Raw genomic sequence first — 16,367 nt, 5'->3', positions numbered from 1 at the left:
AGACAGCTTGCATGACTGAAAAGCCGACAGGTCCAGTCGTGGTACCGGACGACGGGGCGCCCGAGAGTCCCGGGCGCCGCCGCCTGCTGGGCGGGGCGACGCTGGCGGCAGCGGCCTTGGCCCTGGGCGCCGGTGAGGCCGCGAGGGCTGCACCGGCGGCAGCGGTGAAGGCTGGCGCAGCGGTGAGCGATGCGTCGCTGCGCAAGCATATCCAGCACGTGGTGGTGCTGTTTGCCGAGAACCGCAGCTTCAACAACTTGTTTGGCAGCTTCCCGGGCCTGCAGCAGCCACTGGCCGACGTGCCAGCCGAGGCGCTGCGCCAGCGCGATCGCGACGGCAGCGTGCTGGCCACGCTGCCGCCAATCTGGGGTGGCATGGTGCCGCACGCGCAGATCGTCGAGCACCGCAAGTTCCACATCCAGGAGGCTGACATCAGCGGCCTGCCGAACGGGCCGTTTGCGCTGCGCACGCCCGATGGCGATCCGCTGCCGCAGGGCGTGATCACGCGCAACCTGGTGCACCAGTTCTACCAGAACCAGTTGCAGATCAATGGTGGCAAGAACGACGGCTTCGTGGCCTGGGGCGACTCGGGCGCGTTCCCCATGGGCTATTACGCCGACAGCGGGGTCAACCTGCGCCTGTGGCAGCTCGCGCGCCAGTTCACCTTGTGCGACAACTTCTTCATGGGCGCGTTTGGCGGCTCGTTCCTCAACCACCAGTACCTGGCCTGCGCGCAGCCGCCGCACTATGCGAATGCGGACAAGAGCATCTCGCGCTTCCAGATCGTGCAGTTGGAAGGCAACGACCCCACCGGCATTCGCCCCAAGCTCGCGCCGGACGCGCCGCGCAGCGCAATGCAGGGCGCGCCGAAGTTGGCCAGCCCGGACACCATGACCCCGGATTTCTGGGTGGTCAACACCATGGGGCCGGCCTATGCGCCGGCGTTCAGCACCGACCCGCACAACCCGTTCCTCGCCGATCCCGCCAGCCCGAACACGCTCCCGCCACAGAGCCACCAGACGATCGGCGACCTGCTGAGCGCGGCCAAGGTGGATTGGGCCTGGTATGCGGGCGGCTGGCAGGCGGCGCTGGAAGGCAAGGCTGACGGCAGCCCGGAGGCCTTCCCCAAGGCGCCGAATTTCCAGCCTCACCACCAGCCGTTCAATTATTTCCGGCAGTTTGCGCCGGGCACCGCGGCGCGCAGGCAGCATCTGCGCGATGGCGGCATTGGCGAAACTTCGCGCACCAACCAGTTCCTCGCCGCGGTGGAGGCAGGAACACTGCCACCAGTGACGTTCTACAAGCCGCAAGGCAACCTCAACATGCATGCTGGGTATGCGGACGTCGATTCGGGCGACCGGCACTTGGCGCGGGTTGTCGATGCGCTGCGCAACAGCCCGCAATGGCCGAACATGCTGGTCGTGGTCACGGTGGACGAAAACGGCGGCTGGTGGGATCACGTCGCGCCGCCCAAGGGCGACCGCTGGGGTCCCGGGACGCGTATTCCGGCGCTCGTGATCTCCCCGTTTGCCAAGCAGGGCCATGTCGACCACACCATCTACGACACCGGTTCCATCCTGCGTTTCATCACCCGCCGCTTCGGCCTGCGCAGGCTGCCCGGCCTGCGTCTGCGCGAGCAAGCCATGCTGGCCGCTGGCGGCCCGGCTCCGGGCGACCTGACCGCGGCACTGGATCTTGGCTGAGCGCATGGCTCCGCTGCGGCTACGGCCTGGTGTGCGAGTCAGCTGCCGTGCGCCAGGTTCCGGGCACGCAGTCGCCGTTCGCTGAACATTGGCGGCGCCATGCCCGACGCTGACCATCCAGCCATTGATCCGCATTCCTGCGCACGACCCGGGCAGGTGCGGGTCACCCACCTGGATCTCGAGCTGGCACTCGACTTTGCGCAGCACCGCCTGGCAGGGCACGTCACGCTGCGGCTGGAATGGCTCGATCCCGCGGCCACTGCCTTGCTCCTGGATACGCGCGATCTCGATATAGCCGGGGTCGAGGCCCTCGCCGCGGATGGCAAAACGCAGGCCCTGGCCTGGTCGCTCGGTCCGTCCGACGAAATATTGGGCAGCGCGCTGCGCATCGAGGCGCCGCAGCGGCCGGCCCACGTACGCATCCACTACCGGACTTCTGAACACGCGACCGGCCTGCAGTGGCTGACCCCCGGGCAGACCGCCGACCACACGGCGCCGTTCATGTTTTCGCAGTCGGAGGCGATCCACGCGCGGTCGTGGATACCGCTGCAGGACACGCCTGCGGTGCGCTTCACCTATGTGGCGCGGGTTCGCGCGCCACGCGGTTTGCGCGTGGTGATGAGCGCGCCGAACGAAGCCCATCATGCGTTAGACGGCACGTTCGACTTTGCCCAGCCGCACCCCATCCCTTCCTACCTGCTGGCGATTGCCGCCGGTGCGCTGGCCGTGCGCGAGACGGGTCCGCGTTCGGCCGTCTATGCCGAGCCGTCGCTGATCGCGCTGGCGGCGCGCGAATTCGCCGATACCGAGCAGCTCATCGCCAGCACCGAGCGGCTGTATGGGGCCTACCGCTGGGGGCGCTACGACCTCTTGGTGCTGCCGCCCTCGTTTCCGTTTGGCGGCATGGAAAATCCAAACATGACCTTCGCCACGCCCACCGTGCTGGTGGGTGACAAGAGCCTGGTCTCGCTGGTGGCGCACGAGCTGGCGCATTCGTGGTCCGGGAACCTGGTCACGGCCGCCTCCTGGCGCGACATCTGGCTCAATGAGGGTTTCACCACCTATGTCCAGGGCCGCATCACCGAGGCGGTATACGGCAAGGCGCTGGCCGACGAGGAGGCGCTGCTCGCCGCGCGTGAGCTGCAGAAAAAATTGTCCGGCATCGTGGCCAACCTGCAAAAACTCGCTCCGGATCCGGACGGGCTCGCGGCGGACGACAGCCTGGGTGCCGTCGCTTACCACAAGGGCGCCTGGTTCCTGCGCACCCTGGAGGCGCGCTACGGGCGCGAGCTGCTCGATCCCTGGCTGCGCGGCTACTTCGATCATTTCGCCTACCGCAGCATCCGCACCGAGGACATGCTGGCCTACCTGAAGGCGACGTTGGTGGACCGGCATCCGGGGCGCATGGGGTGGGATGAGGTGCTGGCCTGGGTCTACGAGCCGGGCGTCCCGGCCGGTGCGCCGCTGCCGGAGTCGCCGCGCTTTATGTTGATCGACGCGGGGCGCCGTGATTTCCTCGCCGGCGACATCGATGCTGCCGGGCTGGCCGCACACGCATGGAACACCCAGGAATGGATGTACTTCCTGGATCGCCTGCCCGATGTCGTACCGCTGGAAAAACTCGAGCAGCTCGATGCCGCCTGGCAACTCACCGGCACGCCGAATGCCGAGATCGGCATGCGCTGGTATGTGCACGCGATCGCCGCCGGATACCAGGCGGCGTGGCCGGCCGCGAGCGAGCACATGTGCCGCATTGGCCGGCTGTACCTGACCACCCCGCTGTACAAGGCCTTCGCCAAAACGCCAGCTGGACTGGCTTATGCCGAGCAGGTCTACGCCGCAGCGGCACCCGGCTACCACCCGCTGACCCAGGCCGCCGTCGCGGCGATCTTCGCCAAGGCCAGGGCCATGATGGGAACCCAGGGGCGTGGGCGTGCTTAAATGCGCCATTCCGCGCAACGCGAGTCCCGCGTCCGCTCCACGCAAGGCTTGCCGATCGACATGTCCAATCCCGCTGTGCCGACACGGCCGCTGTGGCAGCACCTGCTGCTGCGTCGCCTGAAATTTCTTGCCTGGTTGTCAGGCCTACTGCTGGTTGCGCTCGGCGGCAGCTATTGGCTGGCGCCGCAATGGCTGATGCAGGCCGACCTGGCGCGTCGCGCGATGGTCGCGCATGTGGACGAGCAGCGCGTGGTGGCGGGTGACACCACCTGGTCGTATTACGCCGGCGGGGAAGGCCAGGACATCGTGCTGCTGCACGGCTTCGCCGCCGACAAGAGCGAATGGCTGGCCGTGGCCGAGCGACTTACGCCGCATTTCCACGTCATCATCCCCGACCTGCCGGGTTGGGGCGATTCCTCGCGCGTGCCGGGCGCGGATTATTCCATCGAGGCGCAGGCAGCGCGCCTGCAGCAGTTCGTGCAGGCGATTGGCGTACGCGGCTTCGTGCTGACCGGGCATGGCACGGGGGCAGCGGTGGCCACCGTGTACGCCGCCAGGCATGCCGACCGGGTCGCCGGGCTGGCCCTGCTCGAGCCCTTCGGGCTGCAGGCGACGCACAGCGCGTTCAGCACGGAGGCCGCCGCGGCATCGCTGTTTGAATATGACGACCGTGCCGGCCTGGCGCGCTCGCAGGCTATGCTGCTGGCGCAGCCGCCGGCCGAGCGCGGCCGCTTTGCCGACGTCCTTGTGCGCCGCAACCAGGCCGAGCGCGCATTCGTGCGCGAGCGGCTGGCCAGCCTGCGCCAGGACTCCCAGCAACTCATCGTGCAGCGCCACCTGGCGGAGCTCGACATGCCGGTGCTTGGCCTGTGGTGCCGTGAGGATTCGGTCATCGACCGTTCGGCGCTGGACAGCCTGCGCAGCGGCCTAAGCCACGCCGCGGCGATCAGTTCGAGCATGTTGACCGGCTGCAAGCACCTGCCCATGCAGGAGAAACCCGAACAGACAGCGCAGATCCTCACTGCTTTCGTGCTTTCGCATTGAGCGGCGGAAACCGCCCCCAGAGTGAAGAGGACTTGTCCTGGGTCTGTGATTGGGCGTGGGCGAAGTGGGACAATGAAATTTGTTGTCCGGATTCGCCGAGGTTGGCTTTGGAGGCAATGTCATGACACGGCGTTTGACGATGCAAGCCTTGTCCCGCTCCGGCCTGGACGGGATTGCGCGCCTGTCCAGTACACGCACCAATTATTGGGTCGAGGTGGTGGTCGATTCGGTGCTGGGCATCGCGCTGCTGGTGGTTGGCGCGCGCCTGGGAGCCGGCGGCGTACTCGGCGTGGTGCTGGCAGTGGCGCTGGGCTTGTTCGTCTTCAGTTTCATCGAATACTTTTTCCATCGCTGGATGTTTCACACCCACATCCCGCTGTTCGAGCAGGGCCACCACAAGCATCACGAGAATCCGCTGGGCTACGATTCGCTGCCGTTTTTCCTGCCGGCCATGGTGCTGGGGGTGTTGACCGCGCTGCTCGCTGCCCTCTTGCCGACGGGTTTTGCGCTGGTGCTGATGGGCGCGGTGACGATTGGCTACGTGGCGTACGGCCTCAGCCACTTCGCGATCCACCACATGCGCTTCAAGCAGCCCTGGCTGCGGCGCTGGGCCGGTGCGCACCAGATTCATCATTTCCATCCGGAAACGAATTTCGGCGTCACCACGCTGTTCTGGGACGACGTGCTCGGCACCCGTTACGTGCGCCAGCCGCGGCCGTCCGCCCAGCGGTGACCGCTCGCCTGCCGCATTGAGTGTGGGACGACTGGCGCACCGCGCCGGCCCGATCAGCCCGGATCAATCGGCCATGTCCGCGACCAGGCGGTCCAGCTCGTATTTCAGCGGTGCGCCATGCTGGCGCAGCCAGTCGCGTTGTTCCTGCCAGCCCGGCAGCAGCCTGCCCACCTGTGCCCAGAAGCGGGTGGAGTGGTTGCGCTCCTTGAGGTGGCACAGCTCGTGGACCACGACATAGCGCAGCGCCACCGGCGGCGCCAAGGCGAGCGCGAGGTCGAGGTTGATGCGGTCGCGCGTGTCCAGGCTGCCCCACAGGCTCTTCATGGAGCGCACGCGTACCGAGGTCGGGGCCAGGCCGAGCTGGGGCACGTACAGCGCCAGCCAGCGCGACACGTCGCGGCGGATCAGGCCCTCCAGGTGCATGGCCAGCAAGCCACGGGCGACGGGCAGGGCGCGCGTGTTCGGGCGCGGAATGACCAGGGTCACCTCGCCTTCGCGGGTTTCGACCTTGGGGTAGGGGCCTTCGGCCCAGTACAGGGCGGTGTTTTCGCCGCGCAGGGTGAATTCGGTGGGCGTGCCCACGTGCAGCGCGCGCGCCGGCTTGGTGACCAGGTTCAGCTCGTCCAGCTTGCGCTCCAGCCAACCGGCCTGGCTGCGCAGGAACGCGTAGACCTGGCCTGCGCGCATCCCGCGCGGGTAGGAAACCCGGGCGCCGTTCGGCGTCACAGTCAGGCGTAATTGGCGTGCACGCGGACTCGCGGCCTTCAGCACGCGGATCGTGCAGCCGCGTACGGTCACCAGTTCCAGCCAATCGCCTCGTAGCTGTTGGGTCATTGCGGGCCTTTTCCTACGTTGGCACCGACGCGATTTGCCGTCACCCGCGGCCCGTCGAGGGCCGGTATCAGGAGGCGGGGTTTTGTCGCGTGGCACAGTCGCAAGTATGCCCTGGCGCGGTCCTTTATGGGGATAGTTTTTCGTTCACGCGTCGGTCGGTCGCGGCAGCCCGAAACATTCGTCCAGTTTGGCCAGCAATTGGGCCAATTCCAGGCTCATCAGGGCAAAACCGGCGTCCAGTTCCGCCGCGGCGTCGCCCGGGCTGTCACCCAGCTCCTCCGTGACCACGTCCAGGAACCGGAGCTTGTGCACCACCAGGTCCTCGCCAAGCACGAGGCCAATGCGCTCGTTGAACACCAGGCCCAGCAGGAACACCTGCTTGCCGGTGCGCAGGTGCTGCTTGACCTCGTCGGCCTCCAGGTCCTGCCGCCGGCAGCGCACGACGGCCCCGGTGTTGCTTGCCGGGTCGCGCAATTCGCATTCGTCGCCCAGTTGCAGCCCTGCCGGCAGCTTGCCGCTACTCAGCCACTCGGTCATGAGCAGGCGCGGGCTGTTGGCAGGGGCCAGGGGGACGGCGGGGAAACTGCCCAGCGCCTGGCGGATCTGGGTCAGTGCGTCCTCGGCGGCCTTGCGGCTGGCGGTGTCCAGCACCGCCCAGCCGTGCTGCCGGTCGACATAGGCGGCCAGGCGCGAGCTGCGCACAAACGCACGCGGCAGCAGCTCGGTGAGGACTTCATCCTTGATCCGCTTGCGTTCGCGGCCACCGACTCGGCGACCGTGCTCCTCGGCAATGGCGCGGACCTTGCGCTGCAGCTCCGTGTTGACCACTTGCGCCGGCAGCAGCTTGTCCTCGCTACCCAGCGTCAGCAGCGTGCAGTGCTTGAGGCTGCGCGTCAGCGACTCGTCGTCGGCTGTGGCCATGGGCGGGACGAAGCCGCGGGTGGCCATTTCCAGGGGCCCACAAGCCCGCAGGCGATGGCTGGCAAGTGCCTCCTCGAGGCGCGCCAGGTCGGCGCCGACTGCAGGGGAGAACCGGAACAGGGTGAGATTGCGAAAAAACATGCAACATCCAGATGAGGCCCATGCGGGCGTGATTGGTCTCCGCGCCGGGTCGCGCGCGCGGTGCGGGCGGCGGGCGATCGGCGTCGGTGCGCTTAGGAGTGTGGGCGGTCCCGGCGCGGTTCAGGCGCTGACTGCGGCGATCGCGTCGGCCACCGTGTCGAGCTTTTCCCGGCTCAGCGCAGCCAGGCAGATGCGGCCGTTGTCGACCGCGTAAATGGCGAACTCGTCGCGCAGGCGGTGGACTTGCGCCTTGCTCAATCCCGAGTACGAGAACATGCCGGCCTGCCGGTTGATGAACGCGTATTGGCCGGCGCCGCGTGCGGCCAGGCGCTCGACCAGGCCGGCACGCATGGCATGGATACGCGCGCGCATGTCGCCGAGCTCGTCCTCCCAGCGGGCGCGCAACTCGGCACTGCCGAGCACCCCAGCCACCAGCGCGGCACCATGGGTCGCCGGGCTGGAGTAGATCGAACGGATGGTCTGCTTGATCCTCGAGAGCAGGCGCGCGGCTTCGTCGCGGTCCGCACCGATCATGGACAACGCGCCGACGCGTTCGCCGTACAGCGAAAACGACTTGGAATACGAGTTGCACACCACGAAAGCACGGATTGGCGAGTCCGCCAGCAGCCGCACGGCCAGCCCATCGTCTTCCAGGCCCTGGTCGAAGCCCTGATAGGCCATGTCCACGAAGGGCAGCAGGCCGCGCGCGTCCAGCACCGCGATGACCTGTTGCCATTGCGCCGCGTCCAGGTCTACACCAGTCGGGTTGTGGCAGCAGGCATGCAGCAGCACCACGCTGCCGCGCTCCATGCGGCCCAAGTCCTCCAGCATGCCGGCGAAATTCAGGCCGTGGCTTGCCGGGTCGAAGTAGCGGTATTGATCCACCGTGAAGCCGGCGGCGCGAAACACCACGGCATGATTGCCCCAGCTCGGGTTGCTCAGCGCCACCTTCGCATGCCCGCCAAGCACCTGCTTCAGCACATCCGCGCCCACCCGCAGCGCCGCGCTGCCGCCGATGGTCTGCGCCGTCGCCACGCGTCCGGCGGCGAGGATGTCCGCCTGTGCGCCGAACAGCAATTCCTGGGTCAGGTGGTTGTAGGCGGGCAGCCCATCGATGCCCAGGTAGCCGCGCGATACTGCCGCCTGCGCCAGGCGCAGCTCTACTTCGTGCACGGTGTCGAGCAGCGGGATGCGGCCCTGCTCGTCGTGGTAGACGCCAATGCCGAGATTGACCTTCCCGGGTCGCGGATCAGCGCGAAAGGTCTCCACCAGGCCCAGGATGGGATCATCCGGGGCCATTTCCACCGATGCGAACGCAGACACGGCATATCCTCGGGTTGAGTTGCCACGGACGTGGTCAGCTTCCTATTGTAACCGTGCTGCGTCCGCGCGCCGGCGCGCGGCGCAAACCGCGCTAGACTGAGGTACCGCCATCGCCGGTTAGACCTCATGCAGGTTCAGGATCAAGCCGAGATCGTCCGATTACTGGTCGAATTGCGGGCGGAACACCGTGAGCTGGATACCAGCATCGAGCTCCTTGGCGCAGCCACCGGGCGTGACGAACTGCAACTGACCCGGCTGAAGAAACGCAAGTTGCTGCTGAAGGACCAGATCGCCCGGCTGGAAAGCAAATTGATCCCCGACCTCGATGCCTAGCCTTTCGGTCGGGCGCGTACCGCTGGCCACGCCGCTTACGCTGAGCGCTGCCCAGGTGGCGCTGGAACCGCTGGTTTCGGCTCACGTGCCTGCGCTCGAAGCCGCCGCGGCTGACGGCGAGCTGTGGCAGCTGCGTTACGCCAGCGTGCCCCCGCCCGGCGGCATGGCGGCTTACGTCGACGCCGCGCTGCGGGGCCAGCATGCTGGCGTCATGCTGCCGTTTGCCGTGCGCGAACTGGAGCATGGCGAGATCGTCGGTTCCACGCGCTATTACGACATCGACCCCGGCCTGCCGCGGCTGGCGATCGGCTACACCTGGTACGCCCGGCGCTGGCAACACACCGCCATCAACAGCGCCTGCAAGCTGTTGCTGCTGGAACATGCCTTTGCGACCCTCGGTTGCGTGGCGGTCGCCTGGCATACCGACATCCTCAACCTGCGCTCGCAGCAGGCGATTGCCCGCCTGGGCGCCAGGCATGAGGGGGTGTTGCGCGCGCACAAGCGCCGGGTCGATGGCAGCATCCGCGATACGGTGTGCTTCAGCCTGCTGGCCGCGGAGTGGCCGGTCGCGCGCGAAGCCCTGCGCCAGCGCGTGGGGCGCCTGGCCGCGGCGCCTGCGGCCGGCGCTTGAGCCCCTGCTCCTAGAGCAGGCGGTTGACCAGGCGGTCGAGCCGGGTGCGCCTGAGCCGCTGCAGGTTCTTGCGTACCGCTGGCGGATACTGTGCCGGGCGCTCCAGGGCGGCATCGTCCTCGAGCAGGGTCGCGTGTTTGCGCAGGGCGGCCCACTCGGCTTGGTGCTGCGCATGCAGCAGCCGTTGCGGGTCGCGCAGCACCAGGGCGTTTTCCAGGTCCAGCCGCCAGGCGCGCGGATTGAGGTTGCTGCCGGTCAGCACCGCGATCTCGTCGTCGATGAACAGGCCCTTGGCGTGATAGCTGTTGGCGCCGTGGCGCCACAGATGGATACGTAGCTGGCCGGCGGCGATCTGTCGGCGGTGTCCGCGCATGAAGCGGCGCAGGTTGTTCTCGTAGAGGTAGGGCAGCAGGCCGATCGTCTTGAACGGCTCCCCGGGCGGGATATAGAAATCGTTGGCGGTCTTGTCGCCGACCATGATGTCGATGCGGCAACCCCGGCGCAGCAGGTTGCCCACGGCCGCGCGCAATGGCCTCGGCAGGTTGAAATACGGCGTCAGCAGGATCACCTGTTGGCGTGCCTCGCGCAGCAATTCCAGCACGGCGGCATCCAGCGCGTTGTGCGTGCGACCAAAGCCGGGCAGCGGCGTCACCGCGATCTCGCCCGCGCCGGGTACTTCATGCGGCACGGCGTAGGCTGCTTGGTCCAGGGCCGCGCGCAGCTCGTGGATGGTGCGGCCGAGGCGGCGCGGGCCGGGGGCGCCGGGCAGGTCCAGGCGACAGGCGGCGCCGGCCGGGAGCAGGTGCTGGTGGGCGAAGCCAGCCAAGGCATTGGCCAGGCCGGCATGCCGCAACAGGTGGTAGCGGTCCAGGCGGTAGGCCTCGTGGCGTGCGAGGTAGACGTCGTTCAGGCTGGCGCCGCTGTACAGCACCGTGTCGTCGAAGACGAAACCCTTGACGTGCAGCACGCCAAACAGCTCGCGGTTCTGCACCGGCACGCCATACACCTCGATGCCTGGGCCATGCCGCTCGCGGTAGCGGCGGTACATGGCCGCGTTGCCTTCGCTGTGCTGCTTGCCGATCAGGCCGCGCCGCGCCCGGTGCCAATCCAGGAACAGTGCGACCTGCAAGTCCGGGCGCCGCGCCTTGGCCGCGTACAGCGCGTCCATGATTTCGCGACCGGCATCGTCATCTTGCAGGTACAGGGCGACCAGGACGATGCGCCGCGTGGCGGTGTTTATCAGTTCCAGCAGGACGGCGCGGAACGCGGCTGGATCGGGAAGCGTGGTCACGGCGCTGGCCGGCATGACGAACGCCGGTGTCGGTGGTGCCACCCGCGGGGGCACGACGCGCCCGCGACGTGGCAACCAACGCCGGGCAATCCGTATCGCACTCGGGACCATCAGGTCACGTGCTGCGTTCGAGCCGGCCGCCCAGGCTCTGGGCCACTCAGCCGCCCTGTACCGGGAAGGTCTGCGCGCGGCTCGAAGTCGCGGCGCCTGCAGGTCGCGCTGGTGCGGCCTTCGATACGCGTGAACCGCATGCGTAGACGCCCCAGGCTTGAGCGCCGTCGCGCGCTTCGGCGAGCGGCTTGATCGTGTCGGCGCCTTGCATTTGCGCGGCGGAATTGCGCGCCAGTACTTCGAGTTCGCTCGCCACCTTGATTTCGTTGCGGTCGACGGGGCCGACCCGGTCCATGACCGAGACCGTGACCTTGCCCAGGTCGCGGCAGGCGGAGACATCGTCGTTCCAAGCGGTGCGGATGTTCTTGGCGCCGCTATCAAGTTTGATGCCCCAGTTGCAGCCGGCAAGCAGCAAGGCAGGGATGAGCAACAAGGCTTTGTGCATAAGGGCTCCTGGGTGATGCCGGAAAAATCATGCAGCGCCACGGCGCGCCGCGTCCATCGTAACGCTTGCGGGCGGCTGCGCCACTGCCTGGGGGCGTGGAGTACGCCCACGCCCCAGGCGTTCAGGGTAGCGGCTTGCCGTTGCTGTCGAGGATGTGCACTTCGCCGAGCTGCAGTGCGCGCACTGGTCCCTCGATCTGGCGCAGGTCGCCGACGATCACCCAGGTCAGGGCCCCGGGCTTGATGATCTCCTTGATGGCCGCCTCGGCGGCTGCCGGGGTCACTGCCTGCAGGCGCGCCTGCAGGGTCTGCACGTAGTCGTCCGGACGGTCGTACTGCACGATGCCGCTGACCGCACGCAGCACCGCGCTGGTGGTTTCGTAGCTGCCAGGCAGGGCGCGGATGCGCTGGTCGTTGACCTTGGCGATCTCCGCGGCGGTCAGTGGCCGGTCGCCGACCACGGCGCGCGCCTCCTTCAGCACCTCCAATGCCGACTCGGCGGTCTTGTCGGTCTGCACCGGGGCAAAGAACAGCATGGGGCGCTGGCCTTGCGCGTCGATCAGGAGGCTTTGCGCGCCGTAGGCCCAACGCTTGTCCTCGCGCAGGTTCATGTTCAGGCGCGAGGTGAAGGTGCCGCCAAAGGCCCCGTTGGCCGCCTGGATGGCCAGGTTGTTTTCCGCGCGCGTGGACGGCGCAAGCAGGCCGGCCAGGATCAGCGACTGCGGCGCGTCGTCGCGGTTGATCAGGAACACGCGCGGCTTGGCCTGCGCGTCGACGGCGACGATGTTCTTGGCCGGGACCGGGCTGGCCGGTGCCTGCCAGTCACCAAACACGGCTTCGAGCTGCGGGATGATCTGCGCCAAGGTCGTATCCCCGGCGACCAGGATGCGCAGGTTGTCCGGGCGCAACCAGTCGTGCTGGAAGGCGCGCAGGTCGCCGGCAGTGAGCGCCATGATCCCGGCCTCGGTGCCCGAGCCGCTGAACGGAATGCCATAGGCGTGCTGCGTGCCGTACAGCAAGGGCGGCAGTGTGCGCAGCGCCATGCCCGTGGGCTGGGTCTTTTCCTGGGCGATGCCAGCCAGCCACTGGCCGCGCACGCGCTCGATGTCCGCGGTTTTGAAGGCGGGGTTGCGCACGATGTCGGCAAACAGCGCGAGCGATGGCACGAGCTGCTCGTTCAACGCATTCAGCGAGGCCGAGCAGGCATCGAGGCCGCAACTCACATGCGTGATGGCACCGAGCCGCTGCTTGCGCCGGTCGAGTTCCACCGAGTCCAGGCTGGCCGTGCTCTCGTTCATCAGGGCCGAGGCAAAGCTTGCGGTGCCGAGCTTGTGGCCCTGGTCGGCGGCATAGCCGGCGTCAAACAGCAGTTGTACCTGGGTGACCGGGATGGTGTGGCGCTCGGCCAGGATCACCTCGATGCCGTTGGCCAGCTTGCCGCGTTGCAGGGTCGGGAAGCTCAATGCCGGGAATGCCTCGACGGCAGGCACGCCGAGGCTGCGGTCGAGCGTGCTGGGCGTCGTGCGATAGTCTTGCGCTGGCGGCAATTTCGCCGGCGGCCGTCCGCCGGCCTTGCCGAGCGCAACCACGGCGGCGTCTTCCGCTTCCGGGTCGAACTTCTCGCCGGCCGGCAACACGGTGAGCGCGTAATCGCCCAGGCGCAGCCAGGTGTGCGCCGCGTCCCTGACGCTGGCAATCGTGGCCGCGGCGCTGCGTTCCAGATCCTTGCGGTACGCGCCCGGATCGTCGCGGTAGACCTGGCCTTCGGCCAGGATGACCGCCTTGCCGCCGAAGCCGCCGACCTTTTCCAGGCCGCGGATGAAATGCGCGCGGTCGCCCATGCGCGCACGGTCGAGTTCGTCCTGGGTCGGGCCCGTGGCGAGGAACTTGCGCAGTTCATCGTCAATCGCTGCCTTGACCGTCGCCGGGTCGACGCCGTCCTTCACGTCGGCCTGGATCTGGAACTGGCTGGCCAGGGCAAAGGCGTGCAAGTCGGCGCTGACGTCATCGGCGAGCTTGTCCTGGTACACCAGGCGCTGGTAGAGGCGGGAGGTCTTGCCGTCGCCGAGCACGCTGGCGGCCAGGTCGAGCTGGATCGCGTCGTCGCTGCCAAGCTGCGGCACCACCCAGGTGCGGATCAGCCGCGGCTGCGCCACGTGGTCGTGCTGGATGCCTTGGGTCGGTCGCGCCAGCGGCGTGATCCAGGCCTGCTGGCGCGGCACCGGCGGACCGGCGGGAATGTCGCCGAAATACCGCGCCGCCTTTTCCCTGGCCTGTGCCTCGGTGATGTCGCCGGCCAGCACCAGGGTGGTGTTGGCGGCGCCGTAATTGGCGTTGAACCAGTCGCGCACGTCGTCCAGCGAGGCCGCGTTCAAGTCCGCCATCGAACCGATCGTGTCGTGCTGGTAGGGATGATTGGCGGGATAGGTGTGCGAGAGGATGTTCTGGTCGGTGCGGCCGTAGGGACGGTTCTCACCCTGGCGCTTCTCGTTTTGCACCACGCCGCGCTGGGTATCCAGTTCTTCCTGGCCGATCGCGCCCAGAAGATGGCCCATGCGGTCCGACTCCATCCACAGCGCCATGTCCAGCGCCGTGGTCGGCACGGTCTCGAAGTAATTGGTGCGGTCAAACCAGGTCGTGCCGTTCATGTCGGTGGCGCCGGCCTTCTCGAACGGCTCGAAGTACGTGCCCTTGCGGTTTTCCGATCCGGAGAACATCAGGTGCTCGAACAGGTGGGCAAACCCGGTCTTGCCTGCCGGCTCGTCGGCCGAGCCGATGTGGTACCAGATGCTCACCGCCACCACCGGCGCCTTGTGGTCCTCATGCACCACCACGGTCAGGCCGTTTGGCAGCTTGAAGCGGGTGTAGGGAATATCCGGGATGTCCTGCGCTGGCGTGGCGGCAGGTGCCACCGGTACCGCGGCAATGCCGCCGACGACCATGAGCACATGGGCAATCAGCCTGACGAGTGATTTCTGGGCCACGAAAAACTCCGCATACGGGGGTCAAACGTCCAGGCTACCGGTGACCAGCACTGGCGGCAAATCCTGCGGCAGCGGCATGGAGTCCGATGTAGCCGGCGTGCGGACGCGGCAGCACCGCGCCGGCTATGCTTGCAGCGGTGTCTGGTCAATGGAAGCGGCTTGCGTGAAGACCCCCCGGTCGTGGTCGACGGCTCGGCCTCTGTGGCTCTCGAGCGCGCGCCTGGAAGTGCTGCTGCTCGGTGTTTTTGCCTTGCTGCTGCTTGGGCTGGGCATGGGTTTGCGCGATCCCTGGCCTTCGGACGAACCGCGCTTTGCGCTGGTGGCGCGGGCGATGGTGGAGCACGGGTACTGGCTGTTCCCGCATCGCGGCAGCGAGCTGTATGCCGACAAGCCGCCGCTGTTCATGTGGTTGCAGGCCGGGGCCTACCTCCTGACCCGGGAGTGGCGCGTGGCGTTCCTGCTGCCTTCGCTGCTGGCCGGGTTGGGCACGCTGGCCCTGGTCTACGACCTGGGGCGCCGGCTGTGGAACCACCGCAGCGCCTGGCTGGCCACGGCAGGCTTGCTGCTGACGATCCATTTCACCTACCAGATGCGCAATGCGCAGATCGACCCGCTGCTGGTCGGCTGGATGACGCTGGCCAATTACGGGCTCCTGCGCCACCTGTTGCTTGGCCCGGCATGGCGCTGGTTTGCCGTCGGTTGTCTCGCGGCCGGGCTGGGGGTGATTACCAAGGGCGTTGGCGTGCTGGCGCTGCTGATGCTGGTGCCTTTTGCGCTGGCGCGCTGGCGCGGCACGGCCAACCTGGCATCGTTTCCCGGCGGCTGGCGCTGGGCCCTCGGGCTCGTTGCCTTCCTCCTGCCGGTGCTGGCCTGGTTGCTGCCCATGCTGCTGGTCGCCCGGGCCGATGGTGATCCGCAACACGCCGTCTACGTGCGCGAAATCCTGTTCGGGCAGACGGTCCAGCGCTATGCCGCACCCAGTGGCCATCTGCATTCGCCGCTGTATTTCCTCGGCATCATCATCGTGGACTGGCTCCCGCTCTCGCTGCTCCTGCCCTGGGCCCTGCCGGCCTGGTGGCGGCGACTGCGCCGAGGTGACGGGCGCCAATGGCTGCTGCTGGGTTGGGTGGCGCTGCTGCTCGTGTTCTTCTCGCTCAGCCCGGGCAAGCGCGATGTGTATATCCTGCCGGCCCTGCCGATGCTGGCCCTGGCGCTGACGCCGCTCTTGCCCGGCTTGCTGCGCCGGGTCGGCGTGCGCCGTGCGTTGTTCGCCCTGAGCTTGCTCCTCGGCACGGTACTCACCGCAGCGGCGCTGCTGGCCTTGACGCGCCATCCGCGCTGGGCCGTGCGCATTGGTGAGGCGCTCGATCCACGTGTCTGGTGGCTGTTTTTGGCGATCGGTCTGCTTGGCTTGGGCATCGTGGCCGCGACGCGCATACGCCGTGCCGCGCTGGGCTGGCTGTTGTTTGCCGCTGCGCTCTGGTCGCTGTATGGGTTGTGGGGCTACCCGCTGCTGAATGCCGGGCGCTCGGCCGGTGCCGTGATGGACGAGGCGCGGGCGTTGGCCGGGCCGCACTCGCCGATCGGCCTGGTGGCATGGAAGGAGCAGAACCTGCTGATGCTGGCGGGTCCGAGCGCGGAGTTTGGTTTCCTGCAGCCGTGGCCCGAGCAATATGCGCAGGCGGTGCGGTGGCTCCAGGCCGACCCGGCGCGGCGTTGGGTGTTCATCCGCGCAGCGGCCATGGGCTCGTGTATCGATCGCCGGCAGGCGCGTTTCATCGGCCTCGCCAATCGTCGTGACTGGTGGATGTTCCAGCTGCCGGCCGTGATGCCCGGCTGTGTTCCGCAGGTGGGTGCCCCGGCACAGGTCGAGGACGAGGGCTGAGCCATGCCGTTCATCCTGGATGGAGGCAGCTATCCTTAGACTCACCGC

At 67.8% G+C, this 16,367-nt stretch carries 13 protein-coding genes; 7 read left to right on the top strand and 6 right to left on the bottom strand.

Going from position 1 to position 16,367, the window contains the following annotated elements; translation table 11 throughout:
- Positions 1-11 precede the first annotated feature (11 nt).
- From acpA to AC3WJB_RS01875, 4 genes are all read left to right on the top strand, one after another.
- Complete coding sequence (gene acpA, locus AC3WJB_RS01890) at positions 12-1,703, top strand: acid phosphatase (protein ID WP_492678151.1); 1,692 nt, start codon at positions 12-14, stop codon at positions 1,701-1,703.
- Positions 1,704-1,802: 99 nt separating this feature from the next.
- Positions 1,803-3,644 carry a M1 family metallopeptidase gene (locus AC3WJB_RS01885; RefSeq protein WP_492678149.1) on the top strand — a complete coding sequence of 614 codons (1,842 nt, stop codon included), beginning with the start codon at positions 1,803-1,805 and terminating at the stop codon, positions 3,642-3,644.
- Between the two features lie 60 nt (positions 3,645-3,704).
- On the top strand, positions 3,705-4,688 hold the full coding sequence (locus tag AC3WJB_RS01880; protein WP_492678147.1) for an alpha/beta fold hydrolase: 984 nt from the start codon (positions 3,705-3,707) through the stop codon (positions 4,686-4,688).
- Positions 4,689-4,809: 121 nt separating this feature from the next.
- Positions 4,810-5,421: a sterol desaturase family protein gene (locus AC3WJB_RS01875; protein ID WP_492678145.1), complete on the top strand. Its 612-nt coding sequence runs from the start codon at positions 4,810-4,812 to the stop codon at positions 5,419-5,421.
- A gap of 63 nt (positions 5,422-5,484) precedes the next feature.
- On the opposite strand, the gene AC3WJB_RS01870 is transcribed toward AC3WJB_RS01875, so the two are convergent.
- The 3 genes from AC3WJB_RS01870 to AC3WJB_RS01860 all read right to left on the bottom strand — a co-directional run bounded on the left by AC3WJB_RS01870 (position 5,485) and on the right by AC3WJB_RS01860 (position 8,640).
- The gene (locus AC3WJB_RS01870) at positions 5,485-6,255 is read right to left on the bottom strand and encodes a M48 family metallopeptidase (RefSeq protein WP_492678143.1); all 771 of its coding nucleotides are present in this window, start codon (positions 6,253-6,255) and stop codon (positions 5,485-5,487) included.
- Positions 6,256-6,399: 144 nt separating this feature from the next.
- The gene (locus tag AC3WJB_RS01865) at positions 6,400-7,317 is read right to left on the bottom strand and encodes a recombination-associated protein RdgC (RefSeq protein ID WP_492678141.1); all 918 of its coding nucleotides are present in this window, start codon (positions 7,315-7,317) and stop codon (positions 6,400-6,402) included.
- A 120-nt stretch (positions 7,318-7,437) separates the two neighbouring features.
- Positions 7,438-8,640 (bottom strand): amino acid aminotransferase, encoded by a 1,203-nt coding sequence (locus tag AC3WJB_RS01860; RefSeq protein ID WP_492678139.1) that lies wholly within the window; start codon positions 8,638-8,640, stop codon positions 7,438-7,440.
- A 126-nt stretch (positions 8,641-8,766) separates the two neighbouring features.
- On the opposite strand from AC3WJB_RS01860, the gene AC3WJB_RS01855 reads away from it, so the two are divergent.
- The gene (locus AC3WJB_RS01855) at positions 8,767-8,973 is read left to right on the top strand and encodes a YdcH family protein (protein WP_492678137.1); all 207 of its coding nucleotides are present in this window, start codon (positions 8,767-8,769) and stop codon (positions 8,971-8,973) included.
- A complete protein-coding gene (locus AC3WJB_RS01850) occupies positions 8,966-9,604 on the top strand; it encodes a GNAT family N-acetyltransferase (protein WP_492678135.1) in 639 nt (212 codons plus the stop codon). The genes AC3WJB_RS01855 and AC3WJB_RS01850 overlap by 8 nt, the downstream gene beginning before the upstream one ends.
- Positions 9,605-9,614: 10 nt before the next feature.
- On the opposite strand, the gene pssA is transcribed toward AC3WJB_RS01850, so the two are convergent.
- From pssA to AC3WJB_RS01835, 3 genes are all read right to left on the bottom strand, one after another.
- Complete coding sequence (gene pssA / locus AC3WJB_RS01845) at positions 9,615-11,006, bottom strand: CDP-diacylglycerol--serine O-phosphatidyltransferase (protein WP_492678133.1); 1,392 nt, start codon at positions 11,004-11,006, stop codon at positions 9,615-9,617.
- Positions 11,007-11,052: 46 nt separating this feature from the next.
- The gene (locus tag AC3WJB_RS01840) at positions 11,053-11,451 is read right to left on the bottom strand and encodes a DUF4156 domain-containing protein (protein ID WP_492678131.1); all 399 of its coding nucleotides are present in this window, start codon (positions 11,449-11,451) and stop codon (positions 11,053-11,055) included.
- Between the two features lie 121 nt (positions 11,452-11,572).
- Positions 11,573-14,392, bottom strand: a complete 2,820-nt coding sequence (locus tag AC3WJB_RS01835) for a M16 family metallopeptidase (protein WP_492683030.1) — start codon at positions 14,390-14,392, stop codon at positions 11,573-11,575.
- Between the two features lie 241 nt (positions 14,393-14,633).
- Between AC3WJB_RS01835 and AC3WJB_RS01830 the strand changes: the two genes are divergently transcribed.
- Entirely contained in the window at positions 14,634-16,319 is a 1,686-nt protein-coding gene (locus AC3WJB_RS01830; protein WP_492683028.1) for an ArnT family glycosyltransferase, read from the top strand.
- Positions 16,320-16,367: the final 48 nt, after the last annotated feature.

It is taken from the genome of Rhodanobacter sp. FW510-R10, from assembly GCF_058781105.1.
Note: the sequence above shows the minus strand (reverse complement) of the source record. Positions and strands in the feature narration are given on the sequence as shown.